This is a genomic window from Hydrobacter penzbergensis, from assembly GCF_900106985.1.
Classification (GTDB): Bacteria; Bacteroidota; Bacteroidia; order Chitinophagales; family Chitinophagaceae; genus Sediminibacterium; species Sediminibacterium magnilacihabitans.
Genome location: NZ_FNNO01000015.1, coordinates 51,412 through 67,273, shown reverse-complemented (window position 1 = coordinate 67,273; position 15,862 = coordinate 51,412). Strand labels below are relative to the sequence as shown.

Below are 15,862 nucleotides of genomic sequence, written 5' to 3'. Positions count from 1 at the left end.
TGCTTACTGCTCTAAAGTTGGGTTGGGATTCTTTTTAGCAACTGCGGCGCCGATCAGCGATGCTATGGCGCCCAATATAGCGCTCATGATCAGCATGCCGCCGATGGCAAAAGGCATGAAAAATTTCCTCATCATATCCAGTCCCTGTTTGATTTGGTCATCGGACATATTGCCTTTTGCTTCCATGTTCTTTCGTGCTTCTTCTATAGAAGCGTCGATCATTTCAGGATAAATGAATTTGAAAGCCAGGAAAACATATACAGCGGTGATGGCAGCAATAGCGGCCGTTACTTTAAAACCGTGTGCGAACACATTGCCAAAAGTTACATTGCCCTGCATCTGCTTGGCATAATTGGTACATGCCCAGATAATAGCAGCTATCATGATGCAGAACTGTATCCATCCGAGGGATTTATTCTGTGCTTGTCCGGCGAAATAGATGATCAGTCCGATCACGATCAATATAAGACTGATGAGCAAGCCCTTCAGCCAGGGTGGAGTGATTTTGTTTTCCATGATATGCTGTTTAGGTTTGGTTTTAGTTGTTTAAAGATAGTTTTCCTTTATGGATAATTCCGAAAACTTTTCCTTTCAACGGCTTGTCAAGGAAGGGCGTGTTAGCCGATTTACTCCTGATGGTTGCTTTGGTAAGCAGGGTGTTTTCTTTTTTACTGAACAGGCTCAATTCAGCCTCGGCTCCTTCAGCAATGGTAACAGGGGGGAGCGCGAAGATGGCGCGGGCATTGGAACCCAGCAGTTGAACCAGTCTTGCATCTGTTAATTCAGGCAGTACTTCATTGACTACAGCAAACAGTGTTTGCAGGCCCAGCATGCCGGGCAGTGCGTATTCAAATTCGCAGGTCTTATGATCCCAATCCTGTGGCAGGTGATGTGAAGCAAGGCAGTCCACAGTGCCGTCCAATACTGCTTTGCGCAAGGCGAGTACATCGGCCTTGCTTCTGAGTGGCGGATTCAGTTTGAGATTGGTATCGTAACGCTGCATGTGTTCGTCGGAGAAGAAGAGGTGGTAAGGTGTAACACTGCAAGTTACCTGCAAACCATCTTGCTTAGCGGCTTTGATCAGTTCCAGGCTTTTCTGCGTGCTCACAGCTGTGATATGCAGTTTCGATTGCGTATAGCGCAGCAGTTCAAGGTCTCTGCGGATCATCAGTTCTTCTGCTATGGCGGGCAAGCCAGGCAGGCCTAACCGGGTAGAGATGATGCCCTCGTTCATGAGTCCGCCTGCACCAATGCTTTTATCAATGGGAATTTGTACCAGTACACCGTCGAATGCTTTTACATATTGCAGCGCTTTCAGGAACAGTCCGGCTGATTGTACCGGCTCCAGTCCGTCTGAAAAAGCGATAGCCCCGCTGTTGCGCATATCGTACATCTCTGCTAATTCTTTGCCTTCTTTTTTCTTGGTAACGGTACCTATTGGGTGAATGGTGACGGGCAGTGAAACAGCGCGTTGTGCGATGTATTCAACCTGCGCTTTATTATCGGTTACCGGCTGTGTATCGGGCAGGGTAAAAACCCTGGTAAAGCCGCCAGCCGCCGCGGCTGCTGCTCCGGTATCCAATGTTTCTTTGAATTCGTATCCAGGATCACAAAAATGAACGAAAGGATCTACCCAACCTGGCGAAACCTGCAAGTCTTTTTCCTGTAGTTGGATATCTGCTTTCTCGCTGATTTTATCTGCGATTTTTGAGATATGATGATCGTCGATTAGAATGTCTTTTACGGAACCGTTAAAGGGGGAGAGTGGGTCGGTAATTTTAACCTGGCTGATGAGAATCTTCATGTAGCAGTGTAAAATTTTATGCAATATAATCTGAAATTTTCTATTTGCGTTTACATCCCTATATTTGCAGCCCAATTCAACCCATGTTCGGGAAGTGGCGCAGCCCGGTAGCGCACTTGTATGGGGTGCAAGGGGTCGCAAGTTCGAATCTTGTCTTCCCGACGAAGAAGAGATCAAACGAAAGTTTGGTCTTTTTTGTTTTGGTAGGTCAGTGATGGGAAAACAGTCTGCGACCCTTGTCCATATTGAGTTTCAGCCGATTTGTCCCATTTTTCGCCCCGACAAAATGGCTTATTCCGAAATATAAAATGTTAATATATTGATATCTCCAATAAAAGGTACCGTATAATAAAGTCATTAGGGAATAGTCCTGCAACTTGTGGAATTATTTAATATGCTGACAAAATTGGCATCTATTTGGAAGATGGCATGAAATTGATCGTGACGCTAATAAATCCAAATAGATTTCCCTTTGAAGGATCATAGCTTACTGTCAATGGAAACCACACACTCTGAAACAGTTTATATTTAAAAACTGCATTTGCAGTTAGTTTTCCCCTGTCCTTAGCAGTGTTAAATACGTAGGAGTAGTCGCCACTGAATTTTAATTCCATTTGAGATTCGCCTTTCTCATTTTCCAACAGAATTTTGTTAACTCCCAATGAGAAGTCTCCTATCGACTGCTCTAAACTGACTTTGGTAGTGGCAGTATCATCTTGGAAATAATAAGACACTGTACTAATCAATTCCAATGGTTTTTTCTCCGGATTTTTGTTTAATGAAACTAATAGATTACTTCCTGCTCCCAGTTTTGAAAATGCTCCATACTGATAATTGTAGGATATGGCCGGGTATGCAATCCATAAGGGTTTTCTCTGTATGGATTTTGCGAACAGATTAAAATCCTTGTGCCATCCTGTATAATAATCAAGGAATGATAGTGCCTTAGATTTTGTAATTGAATCAGTAACAGCATTCAAATATTTCAGGTAATTTTTGTCTATTTCGCCGATTGATTTTCCTCCTTCCAAATTAATAGTATTAAATGCGGTGTTAGTGATGTTATCTGCTTCGGGTTCTGACTTGCCGGATTTGATTAAATCGTCATAATATTTAATTTTGGCTATGCGCATTATTGATAAAGCGTTAAGCTCACTTTGTTTGTTCCGGTATACATAAATGGCACTATCTCTTTTATTCAAAATGGTAAATACAGATCCTAAATTAATATTGGTGATATTTTGAGACTTATCCATATTGACACCTGCATTAATTTCGGTGTATCGTAGAAAACGATTTTTAGGTTTAACGAAATTTGTATCAATGGCCCACTTAGCGGAATCTTTAATTGATTTTAAAGACATTAGCGACATTTTAAAAGTATAACCGCTGGTGCCGCTTGTAATGTGATCTGCTACCACTCTGAAGTATGATGTCAATTGGTTATTATATTCCTCTGTTGCTCTGCTATTGACGGAATCATTGATTTTTTTGTCTCTATTTGTATTTTGGCTCAAAGCAAACACAATATTTAATGAGAGGAAAGTTGTCAGCAGTATTTGTCTGGTTTTCATAAAATATATTTATACGCTTATTGTAAGGCTTTTTAAGAAGGGGCCTGCGGAATTTACTGTCAAGGGGAGGGTTTTACTGCTAGACGTTATACCCTTAATATCTATCGAAATATTGCCGCCGGGAGGACAATGGCCGGCAATGCCAATGTTATATGATTCCTGGGCTAGAATCTGATCCCAACTGTCACTGCGGTCGAAAAAATGTTCTAATGTCACCCGGTGGTTGAATATATTTATGGAGGTGTCTCCCACGCCCGAGTTAATGGTTACGGTAAATGTTACTGTAGGCATAGTAAATATTTTAAGGTTTGGATAATTTAATTTGAACGTCAAATTGCCTTGATGCCCAATCCACTTACGGTAGTAGTAATGGACCAGCTGCTACTTCGGAAACGTCCGCCACTGACACCCCGTTTTCGCTATATACATCAGGTCATAACTGCAGGTTTTATTTAGAGAGTGTATTACAGCGGTGATAGAACTTTTTAATTTAACCTTTTTCCGAATTGTATTTTAATACTGTCTGTCGCCTGACACACCCTGACTAACTTTTTTAACCCTGCTTCGGCGGAATACGATACACCAGGTGTTCAATATTCAATAAAGTCTGCGGGTAATCCGTAAGTTGAGAATACTGTTTCAAAGAAAAGACCCATGCACCTCCTTTTTCAGCCGGGTTATTGTCCCTTTTCCATTCAACAATAACATTGTTCAGGTCGTTTGCTGTAGTGGCGGATAAGGTTTGGTTAGGATACAGCCCGATTGGCAGATAAGTAATAAGCCCTTCATCATCAGGACCAGAAGGCGCTACCAGTTCAAAACCGTAACTCAGCTGAATGGTTACTGGCTGCCCGTTCATGGCTGGTCCGAACAAACCATTAAAGCAGGCATTCAGTGCATCGGTGAGATTGCTGCCCAAAGCGCTGATGTCAACACGTTTACCGAATGTGTTGAGCGGGGTAACGATACCGGGTGCAATGATGGTATCTGTTGAGAAAATAAAATCAGTATTGGTACTCGCATAATCGATCAGGTCCTGGTTGCGCTGCACATGCATTTGTGAGCGTGCATTCTGTACGGTTGCCAGGTTCAGGCTGCCCCAGGTTAATTTGAATACAGGCCAGGTAACAGGAGGTATGCTCATCCCGGCAGGAACTTTGTATATGGCCGTATCCGGCGCATTGCTTTGCATATCCAATTGTGTGAAAGTACCATCGGGTGACTGTGCAAATGCGTCGGGCCAGCTATTGTTAGGGCCGGGCTGACTGCCTAATCTTTTTAATGTAAGCGTATCCAGATCGTGGTTATTCCGGTAACTTACCCGTGCATTGAACTCATAGCTGAGGGCTGCCACCACCAGGTCGAGTTTATTGGTTGCTATTTCTTTTTGTGATATTCGTGCACTCCAATACTGGTTGATATTTCCGGCGAGCGTAGCAAAGGTCCGTACTGCATTCTCAATATAGCCGATGGGCAATTTTGTTTTCGGGTCGGTTAATCCGTTGATGAGTTGCCATAACGGATCGGCTACCGTAATGTACTGGGCCAATTCGGTGAACAGGTCGCGCAGCGGGTCTGTCATTTTCCGTACAGCAGCCGGCAGCTTAAGGTTGAACTCTGCTTTCAATACCACATAATCCTGCTCTGCATGCTGGTGGGTATATACGTAATCGTAATTCCAAACGCCTAGCTGGTTAACTGTTTCAGTTCCATCTGGGAAGGTCTGCTTCGCCTGTTGCGAAACGATCTTGGGCATATCGGGGAAATTCCGCAATGGAATGGGCACATCAATTTTAATGGCTGGGTCTGTGCCAGATAAGGCAGCAGGCTTTTCTGGTTTAGACAGTAGCGGAATAAAACTAAGCCAGTCGGATGCTTTGAAATTTTGCGGCAGGTGATCGCTGCTGATGTTAAATTCAAGATGCGATATGTCGTAGAAGAAGTAACCTAATACATCTTTATGAAACGCCGGGTTGTCCAGTGTCATCAGGAAATTCACATAGGAGCTGGCTTTGGAAAGATCCGTTTTGGCGGCGATCATGCTGAGCCCGAAAAGAGGTTCATTGGTAGTAGTATCGATGATCTTTCCATTACCGTATAGACCGGCTGGCTTTGGCAGAACAGCAGCTTCTGTTTTTGAATCATACTGAATAAGCACGGTTGATTCATAGGTTTTTGCAAGACTCACACCCAGTTGTTGTTCCAGCGCATCTACTGCACTGGCCAATGCCGGTACTTTATTGGCATCCTGTACATTCAATACATTACTCAACCCTGCTGCAATAGCAGGGATCAGCCCGGTCTTTGCATCGAGTACCAGCTTTAACTGGTTACGAATATTGGTATTGTTATAAATAGCTGCTGCATAAGGGCCGGAGAGGAAGCGGTCCATGTCCTCTACAAAACGTCGCGCCCATAGTTCCACATCAATACTCTGAAAGGAACGCTGCTGTCCTGCATCCAGCGTGCCATCGATTTTCAAAGGACTTACTGTTACCGGGCGCGTTACCAGTTGCTGGTACAATGGCTTCAGGGCAAAGTATCGGGGTTTCTGTTCGTTGTTTATGATGATTGCCCCAATGAGTTCTACTTTTTTAAACCCGCTGCTGGTGAAGTTTACCTGCCACAGGTCCTGCACTACACCGGTTACCTGCGCGGTTCCCAAACGCAGCTGTGGCAAGGCGGTTTTCATATTGGCAACAAAATCATTCAGGGTAAGACCACTGGTCTTATTATTGTCTTTTACAGGTGCAGGGAAATCGGATTCGGCCATTTCTACTGCCCCTGTTCCTTTTGTTGTTTCAAAGCCCGGATAGATCAGCGCTTTGGGACGAAGCAGGCGGAGGGATACTTTCAATGGTACGATGGGTGATTCATAAGGACCGTTCTGATCAAGCGATGTACTAAAGCTGATGACGGCAGGAGGGAGCATGGCAAGAGCGCACGATTTAATGAAGGCTACATTTGCATTGATATCGACGATCTCACTTGCACTAAGACTAATTCCTTTTGCCGCAAAGCGCACGATCAGTGTATTGAATGTGTCGTCGTCACCTGTTTGAATCGTAATACTTCCCAGTTCTACAGATGCCTGTAAGGTTTTTTGTGGAGCAATAATGCCTTGTATGGCTGTATTGGCTAATGCAAAGGCAGCTGCACTTACACCATACATGTCTGGTATGTTGACAGGCATCGTGTCTTGCTGGAATTTGGCAGGCGGACAAAGGAATAAAGCGCCCGGGTTCAATACACCGGTGCTTCCTCCCATTGAATTAACGATATCCTGCAATGTACCCGCAGGTGCTTTCTGCTGCAAGGCCTTTAAAAATGAAGTGAAAGACGGGTTGCCTGAACCGGTATTGACCGGGTAGGTATTAGTGCCAACAGTTATCGTAACATCAATATTAGGAATCAATGTGCCTGGCATATTGGTATTATTCGTTGCCAGTTGTAGGGCAGCAGAAACAGTGGCAGTATTGAAATCGAACTGTTGAGCTATGTTGTTTAGTGTGTCGGTATTCCGCACGGTATACGGAATCTTGATAGAACCGGTATCAGTTGGCCAGGCCAGGGTACCTGGCAAAACGAAAGCGCTGTTGGATGGAAGTGTAAGACCTGAATTATTGCTGAGCAGCAACGCAACCGGGCAAGCATACCTGTCTGCAAACTGTTGCAGGGAAACAGGAGCCGTTCCGGTAATAACGTTTGCAAAGTTTCCGAAATAGATCAGGGCTCCCGTGTCGAAAAGATCCGGCGTATTGCCATTGTTATTGGCCAGGTCTGTGACGCTTACACCACTCTGATTGTCGGCAAGCGTATTGCCGTCTTTCACTAGGTATGCTTTTACATCGAGTGTTTTGTCGAGGGCAAGCATGCCTGTTTTTTTATTATGCGTAGTTGCCAGCGCTTCTACCGTAGTATTCACGCCATTATTGGCGAATGCATCAACCACCAGTTTAAGACTATTGGTAGCGGCATCTACTGTTACCACTACTTCTGTATGCTCATCTACGTCTACGGTAAATTCGAAACCGGTTTGCAGAACGGGCTGCTCGCTATTCTGCACTGCAAGATGTATCACCGTAGTATGAGCGCCGTCTGCAAGGTCTTGCAGGCAAGCAGTAGGTGGTGTTGTTCCTGTTGTAATTGTTTTACCTGGGATCACCAGCAGTGTACCGGCTTTCAGCAACAGTGAAGTGTTTTCTGTATAAGTAAGTAAGGTGGTAGCAACAGGCGGTACAGGCCAGCCTGCCGGAGGCAATGCTGCTAACGCTGTGATGGAAAGGTGTTCTACAAAAGGAAAATATGCAGGCACAACGGGAACAGTAGTGCCAAACAATTGTTGTACTGCATAACCGGCATTAGCCTGGGCCAGCTCTGCATAACGTTTCTCAACACCATACTTTGTAATGATATCACCCAGCGTAGTAATGCCTGTAGGTTTCGCCGGCAGGAAGCTGCGTAGCGATGTTGTAATAGCATAGGAGCCGGCTGCGAATTTCCATAAGGGGCTGCTGTCACTGATAGCAACACCTTTGTTTCCATAGTTCGGGTCGCTGATATAATTCAGTGAAGTAACCAGCCAGGCGGTGAGTCCGGGTTGTATGAGTTGGTAATACGTTTGACTGAATAACTTTTGTTGCTGTTTAAGCAGGTCATTGTTTACATCGCCCGGCTGTGCAGGTGTTGGCAGTAATTCGGAAGGGCGCGGTGCAATGTAAATAGTGAGCACTGCATTGGAACCCGATTGCTGTACATTGAAATAACGGGCAACAGATGACCAGTCGCCCACCGAAACTATGTTGTCAGTATAACCCACTTTAACAGGCGTAGTGCCTTGTCCGGTTCCGTTGGCGCCGGTACGGTTACCCAATACATCGCCGAAACCAAACACAAAATTAGCAACGGGCAAAGCTGTCTGGGTGCCGAATCCCTGGTAAGGATCTTCATTGAAAGGAGGCAGTCCCGTTACATCTGCGCCAGCAAGCGTTGTGCCAGGCCGTATAAACCGCGACACAGGTAATACCTGTGCATAACGCCAGTAAGGTTTAGCACTTGTATCTGCTGTTGTTACAAGTTTAGCTGCAATCGCTTTGCGAAGAGCACGCGCTTTTTCCCACGCCTGTTGTCTTGAATTGTCCGAAGGATCGGGCATCACGGGCATACCTGATGGTGGTGCATAGAAAGGAGATCCAGTTTGTTGCGCCACTTCAAAACTCAACAGGCTGTACAGGTTACGTAATAATTTTACCGGGACAGGGGGGGCAGGTGTAATGGTATCCGGATTGGCAGTAACCAGCTCAAAACCTACATTACCCGGCGGAACCAATGCCTGCGCAATGGTTTCGGAAGGATCGGTGCTGCCAGCGCTTTCCATGAAAAGAGAGAACTGGGCATTGTAAGCGCCAGGGCCAATCAATGCGCAGTTATTGAAAGGAAGCAGGCTGCGTCCATTAGGAGCGAGCGATTGTTGTGTACCTGCGATCACCAATAATTGAAGGGTAATATTTCCCTGTTGGTCGAATGCGCTTCCCGGGAGTTGCATACCCGGACTGAAATAATAACCTATCCCGCCTACTACGCTTCCTTCCCATAACAATTCGAGGAAATCGGCCAGGGAAGCCAGGGTTGCATAATAAACACTATTACCTGTGTCTTTCAGGTTCGCCGCCCTTGTCAACATAGCAGGCGGAACTGATACGGTAGACAGATTGGTTTTTATTAAAAATGCATTTGCCGCAGTTGTTGAAAGTATTGTTAGTCCCGAAGTATTGGTTGCATTAGGAGCAGGGGCAAGCAGCAGGTTTACGGTGGTTTTATCGGTACTGCCCTGTTGGCGCAGCCAGTTACTGAGTGTAATCAGCAGGTTGCGTTTATCGGTATCTACACCCATCAGATTGAACTGCGATGAACTGTCATTCATCCGTTTCACTTTAAACGGAATGAGCGTGCCATAGGTACTGCTGTTGATCTGAACAGCTTTGCTTCCTGCAGCTGTACCTTGTTGCACTGTTAATATTTCATACAGGGTAGTAACACCATTTCTTGCTTTTTCCTGCAGATCGGAAGGCAACATCCACAAACCAGGATTGCCGGTGATATTAGGAAGGGCAGGATCTGTTGGAATAGCAAGCGCCAAAGGCGTTTGTAATTCAATGCCATGCTCCAGTCCATAGGTGCGCGGTACTGTACCCAGTATCTTCATCACCACAGGTGCAGGCGGCGTGGCCGGAACGGGTGTGATGGCTAAACCGGTTGCGGGCATTACACCCAGTATATCTGCATTGGTATAACTATAATCGAGCGAGTTTACCGGTGCGGTCAATAATATCATGCCAACTTTAAAAGTAGACTCATTGAGTCCCGGGTTGTATACAAGCAGGTTGGGGTAAGCTGCTTCCAGTGAAGCCAGCGTTTGCCCGGTTTGCACAGTAATGGAATTGAACAGTTTGATCCAGCTTTGTTGTGATGCAAGGGAGAGTGTAAGTGCATTATCTGTTGGTTTGGTACTGTCCAATGCAATATTGAACTGCTGACCAGTAAGATCATACAGTGGAGAAGGATGGGCAGGATCAGGCACTGTATGTCCGCCTCCGTCCGTTGTCAGTGATGGCAGACGTAATCCTGAGAGCAACATTCGTGAGGACTGGTTCACGATGGATGTAAAACTATCGCCTTGCAGTACTGCATTCACCAGAACAGTGATATCCTGCGCCGGTAATAATTTCACTTTCAGCACGGTGCCACTGGCATAGAGACCGTTTAATTTTTTAAGACGCGTGGCTGCGTCGGTAACAGTAAGTCCATATTTTGTCGAAAGTATGCTGAAGCTGAGCGGGGTGGTTGAAACTACTGTTGCATTGGGTACGGTGATGCTGGCGAGCGGTGCAATGATTTTTGCTGTCGATAACCATACGGCCACTTTATCCCAGTCGTATGACCATGTGCCTTTTGAAGGTTGCACCGGTATAATGCTTATCCAGCTTGCGTTTACAATCAACCGGCGTACCAGCGATTCAATGTTTGTTCCGGATTCAATGATCATTCCTTGCCATGCGGGGATAGACCAGCTTTGTGTGCCGGTGGATGTAACGCCTGCCCGGAATGTAGGCCACTGTGTAATACCTGGTGGGGTAGTAGTTCCGAAATCCTGCTGGAATACGAGCGCCAGCCCGATGCGATAAAGTGTATCGCCTGCAACAGTGGTATAATTGTTACGATTAGCGAGTATATTGTAGGCATTCTGATAGGCATTCGGTACCGATAAAACCTGACCCGGTGGTAATTCAATGACCGAAGGGATCTTTTGCTCGGGGAACAATTGTTTCAACAGGTCCTGGTTCACCTCGGCAATGGCCTGCACATACCAGTTGGCCATATCGGGAAGCGGTGTATTTTTCAATATGGATGCATCAAGGTAACGTGCAAAGAAAACACCTGCGACACGCAGCTGAACAAAATCGGCAGGTGCATTGACAAATGTTTGCTGAGGTAGATCGAAACTGTTTCCGGGGGCCAGGATATTGGGACCGGAAGAAAGTACGGGGTAGGCTTTATCCTGGTAGGCGAGTAAAGTGGCAACGCTTGCTACATTGAAGAGGCTGGCAATATTTTGCAGGGTATCGTTTTGAGCGGCCTGGTGAACCAGTGTGCCTAATGTACATTGAGTCACGGCAAACGAAATATCGGCGTTGTCCATAGCCAATACTTCGGGCGGAACGCCCAGCTTAATGGTAAGGGGTGTGCCAACGGGTAATGTTTCAAGGTCGCTTTGCAGGTGATCGTTCAGGAATGTAAGCTCTTCAACCGTTGCACCCAGGCTTTCCGCTACGCTTTCAACTGTGTCTCCCGAACAGATCCTGTATGGCACGCTGGCATTGGGCAGTGTCTTTGCTACTTGTTCCAGGTTTTGCACTACACTGCTCACAGTCGTTACGGTAACCGTGGTATTATTCATCTGCTTCTGCATCTCCTTAATACCGTTCTGCATAAGGATGAGGCAAAAGTCGCGGAACATGAAACTGGTGAAGGATTCGTAAGTGGAGGGATCGTCCTGCGCCGGCTTCTTACTGTTGTCTCCACCTACCGGGAAATAACTACCCAGTAATTGTGAGATACCCCATTCATACCAAGGACCGATCTTATTCTTAGTGCTGAAATCAATCGTGCCACCCTGCGGAGATGTCCATCCCACAAATGGAGGGAGTGGCAATACCATGGCAGATTTGTCATCAGGACGGGGTGTAATATCGCCACTGATCCAGAGATTGATATTGGTTGTGAAGAATGTTTTAAGGTTGTCGATAGATAGTCCGCCCGACATGGTATCGGGCATATTGAGCTGATCCAGTAAGGACGTGATCTGCCAGGCCGTAATATTGTTGCCTTCTGCAGGGTCGCGCGGGAATGCCTGGATGGCATATAAAAGCAAGCCTTGTGTGAGGATATCGGCAGCGAGCAAACTGGTATCGGTATCGCTTACCGTCATGGCGCTGTGGGCCGCACTGCGTATGGCGCAGTCAGCCGCTGTTACGGCTGAGGTGGACATGCCGGTGTCTGCAAAAAGAACAAAAGCACTGCGGTAATTGGGGTTGCCGTTTACCGGTGTTGTTCCATCCCAGTTAACCGGTACACCATCAATGGTGAATACCGGCAATAAGGTAAGGTGTGCATTGCGTGGTGAGTCAGGGAAAACTTTATTGGTGGGATGCCATACCAGGTTGTATTCCTGCAAAGCAGCCGTACCCTGCAACCCCATGGTCATTACATGCGCTTCACGAAGCACTTGCAAACGCCGGTGCTTGTTGGTTCTCAACGCAACAGGACGCCTGGGGTTCAGCAGGTGATGGCTGGTAGTTGCCAGTGCAGCAGAGGATCTGCCGCCACTGTTATTATTGCTGAGTATCCAGGGTGTGGGTTCTGCAGAGCCAACGGTGAAATCGAGGCTTAGGTGTACACCAAATGAAAAATAAATTCTGACGAACAATATTTTGATCGATGCTTCGGCGCTTACATCCACTTCCAGTTCAATGAGCATAGGCTGATAACACTCATAGATGATGCTCACCTGTGCATAGGCTTCGAGGGTAATGGATACTTTGACCACTACAAAATCTACCGAGCCATATATTTTTCCATGAATGGCGGCCACGCCCTGGCATTTGAAAAATTTGGCGGGAGCGGCGCCGCTGCTGTTGGGATTGAACCAGGCGAGCACGCCCTGGAATATGACCTGCAGCTCTACAAAAGCGCCGCCTGCAAGAATGCCAGCGCGTATCTCTCTTCCCACACCTGCTGAGATGCCGATGCCCAGTTCTATAACAGGTGAGAAATTACCGTTGGAAATACGTGGTACCTGCGTGGAAGTATCGCCATTCAATACGCCGAGGTAAAAACCACCACGGCCAATAAAGATGGTAGCCTGCAAACTGAAGGAACGGTCGAAGTTGCGGTTATACGGGAAGCCAAGGTCTACTTTGAAATTACCGTTGGTATAAATTTCAATTACGATGATGCCCAGTGTGATAGAAACCGCGCCCAACTGGATGGTTCGGAACATATCGGGTACCTGGAACTCAATGCGGTACATGCCTATTTCATCGGTGATCTTTTTATATAGTATTTCAAAACGCAGGCCGGCCAATGGTCCGGCACGTTCACCGCTCAATGCAATGGATAAGCCATATAGTTTGGGGTCGTTGAAGATGATCCCGAGATCAAGGGTCTCCATCAGTTGTATATCCAGTCCGATCAGCCATTGGCTATTGGCAGCATACAACATAGTGCTGGGCAATGGATTACCATCGTCCGGCGGCTTCTTCATGTCCTGCTTCAGCTTCTTAATACTATCCGCAACGGTACTGGGGGTAGTGCCGCTGAATGTTACCCTCTGGCCCAGACCCAGGTAACGAAGGTTGACCAGGCTTGGTCCTTTCCCGGGAACAGCGGGAGGCGGATCATTGATCACATCCCAGCTTAATGGCTTATCGTTGGTGTATTGCTGTCCGAGGAAACTGCCGGTAAGGATCAGGTCTACTTTCCCGTCGCCGCTTTTTTTACTGTATCGCACACCAATTGAATCGAGTTGTGCAATCACCAGGTCAACATTGGCATTGAATACAAATTCAACGATATTTTCTTTCGGATCAATGGTCAGCACAAAACGGGAGAGGTCCACTTTCTTTAATACATCCCAGGGCGAATCGAGCTTGAAGCCAATGGTAGGTGCAGCAAGGTTCACCAGGTATTCCAGTATATCACCCAGTGTAACACCGCCTAACTGCAATGAAACAACCTGGTGGCGGTTGTTCTGTTCGCCCCGCCACGATGTGGTGGCCTGCAGCCAAAGCTGGTCGAACTGTACTTTAAAAAGATAAGTAGGTTCAGGAACACCGAAAGTAAGACTTGCAGTGAGCTGGATCTTGTTGACACTGAAAGTACCTGTTAGCTTGCCGCTGGGTGTATCTGTTGTAGCAGGTTTTGCCAGGTCAATGCTGGCTGAAGCATTGATCTTTAGCGGGGTATTGAAAATATTGGGCTCCCAGCGAACGGAAATGGTGCCGCCGAAAGTGTAAGATGCTTTTACTTCTCTGGTTGGTGTTTTGGAACCAGTGGTGAAAACAACATCAAGGCGGTCGATGAGAATATCCGGAACCCAGCGGGGTGGATGGGTTGTACCTCCGCCATAAATAAATTTATAAACCAGTTTTGTAACGCTGATGGATGTGCCGGGGTATAGATGACCGCTGAGTGTCCATCCTTCCGGTGCATCGGGCTGTTGCGGCGGATATTCCGCGCTGATCATGATCCGCGGCATTTTGTAATCGCTGGGATCGCCCTGGTCCAGGAAAAAAGTACCACTGATACCACCGGATACTTTTCCATCATTCACTGCAATATTAAATTCGAGCTGGTTGAGTATGATGGTAATAACAAAAAGATTGATCATCCATCCCTGTTGCGGATCCGGGTTTCCCGGTTCGCCAAAAAATATGGTGGCTTCCGCAAAATAATTCTGACCAATAGGGTCTGCAGAGAACCTTAACCTGGTAATCTTCATTTTTTGCAGGCCGGTAGAAGGTCCCTCGTTCTTAAAGAAAAAGTTCAATGCCTTACCAATGGGGATATAACTGTCTTGTGCAAGAGAGCCGGAAATGATAAAATTAGGCAGCGACATGTTTACGTTGAGCGATACCTGGTTGTCGTTTACAGCAAGTGCTTTACTGCTGCCATCAGGTGTATCATCCGGTGGCGGGGGAGCAGGTAATAATGCTGTTTGCCCGTTGCTGCCGCCGAAATTGATGGTGCCAAATACAGAACCGGTGAGTGTGTATCTTTTTTCCGGCCCGCCCTCCCCGTTCACCATCGACCATCCCCATACCCATCGTGTACCAACTTTGTCAATCGTAACAAAAGGAATAGGAGGGTCCCATGTTTTTTCTGAGCGTATGGTAACAGCCAGGTTCAACAAAGAGAAGGAAGGAATTGCATTGGAGCCTGTATTCTGAAGATCCATATCGATTTCCCCAACATAAAAATCAGTGAGTACGGGGAAGTTCATAGGGATAGGCAGTTCCACGCCAAAAATGCGGGTAAGCTGCGCAAGGCCCTGTCTCAATGTAAATACGTTTTTCTTGAAGCGGACAGTAAAATTCCACACGTCATCATTCGAAAGAACCAGGGTGGCAATACGGCCTTTGATCTCACCCAGGGCAAAATCGGCAAATAACTCGATGGTTGAAAAAGCGATCCTGTTGGGTTGCTGTGGTTTCAACGGTTGTACCAGCAGTGTGAGACCTGGATTAGAGAGGCCCATTGCATCCGGACCATTTATATCCTGCTGTTTCGCCACGTTGATAATGGTGTCATTACCCCTTGCATCGAGGTTGATCAATGGATAACTGCGGGTGCTGGTGGGCATTTCTACTGACCCTGATAAACGAAGCGGCCAGGGGCCCACCATTGGGGTCCTGTTTAAGAGATTGGGATTATTGGGTTGTAATAAGAAACCAGTGAGCGTTAATTTGGTTTCTCTGGTTTTTCCTGAGAAAACAGCCGTTCGTATTGTCATGCCATTCAGTACAGAAGGATACCATAAAATGCCTTGCTGAATCGTTGGCACTTGCATGAGTGTTTCGGGCAATGAAGAAAAGAAATTGGAAATAATCCAGTCTGTAGTGATGGCCAGTTCCAATGAAAAAACATTTCCCTCCTGTATATATTGCAGGGTTGCATTTGCCGTATATGGGTTTGCACCATTGAAAGAACCGCTTCCCGTGAGGCGAACGCTTGCACCACTGGGACTTTGCGTTAAGACAACAAATGTAAGTGTATAAGCCGCGTTGATGTTGAATAGCCCCAATACCGGCAGCATGCCTGCCAGGTCGGGCGAGCCGTTGGCTGCAGCCCATAAATCAATAGAGTTGTTTTGAATATAACTATTGAGCGCTGTATATACATTTGCTGAACTCATGATTTAGCCGTT

The 15,862-nt window shown here is 46.6% G+C and carries 4 protein-coding genes and 1 tRNA gene; 1 reads left to right on the top strand and 4 read right to left on the bottom strand.

The annotated features are described in order from the left end of the window. Window positions 1–3: 3 nt before the first annotated feature. Together BLU98_RS14335 and BLU98_RS14330 are read right to left on the bottom strand one after the other, a co-directional pair. Window positions 4–516, bottom strand: a complete 513-nt coding sequence (locus tag BLU98_RS14335) for a DUF4199 domain-containing protein (RefSeq protein WP_092725935.1) — start codon at window positions 514–516, stop codon at window positions 4–6. A gap of 22 nt (window positions 517–538) precedes the next feature. Continuing rightward, entirely contained in the window at window positions 539–1,804 is a 1,266-nt protein-coding gene (locus tag BLU98_RS14330) for a dihydroorotase (RefSeq protein WP_092725931.1), read from the bottom strand. A gap of 88 nt (window positions 1,805–1,892) precedes the next feature. On the opposite strand from BLU98_RS14330, the gene BLU98_RS14325 reads away from it, so the two are divergent. Beyond that, window positions 1,893–1,966, top strand: a tRNA-Pro gene (locus BLU98_RS14325). A gap of 251 nt (window positions 1,967–2,217) precedes the next feature. Here BLU98_RS14325 and BLU98_RS14320 read toward each other — a convergent pair. Further along, window positions 2,218–3,378 (bottom strand): hypothetical protein, encoded by a 1,161-nt coding sequence (locus BLU98_RS14320; RefSeq protein WP_092725929.1) that lies wholly within the window; start codon window positions 3,376–3,378, stop codon window positions 2,218–2,220. Window positions 3,379–3,931: 553 nt separating this feature from the next. Continuing rightward, the gene (locus BLU98_RS14315) at window positions 3,932–15,850 is read right to left on the bottom strand and encodes a LysM peptidoglycan-binding domain-containing protein (protein WP_092725926.1); all 11,919 of its coding nucleotides are present in this window, start codon (window positions 15,848–15,850) and stop codon (window positions 3,932–3,934) included. Window positions 15,851–15,862 lie beyond the last annotated feature (12 nt).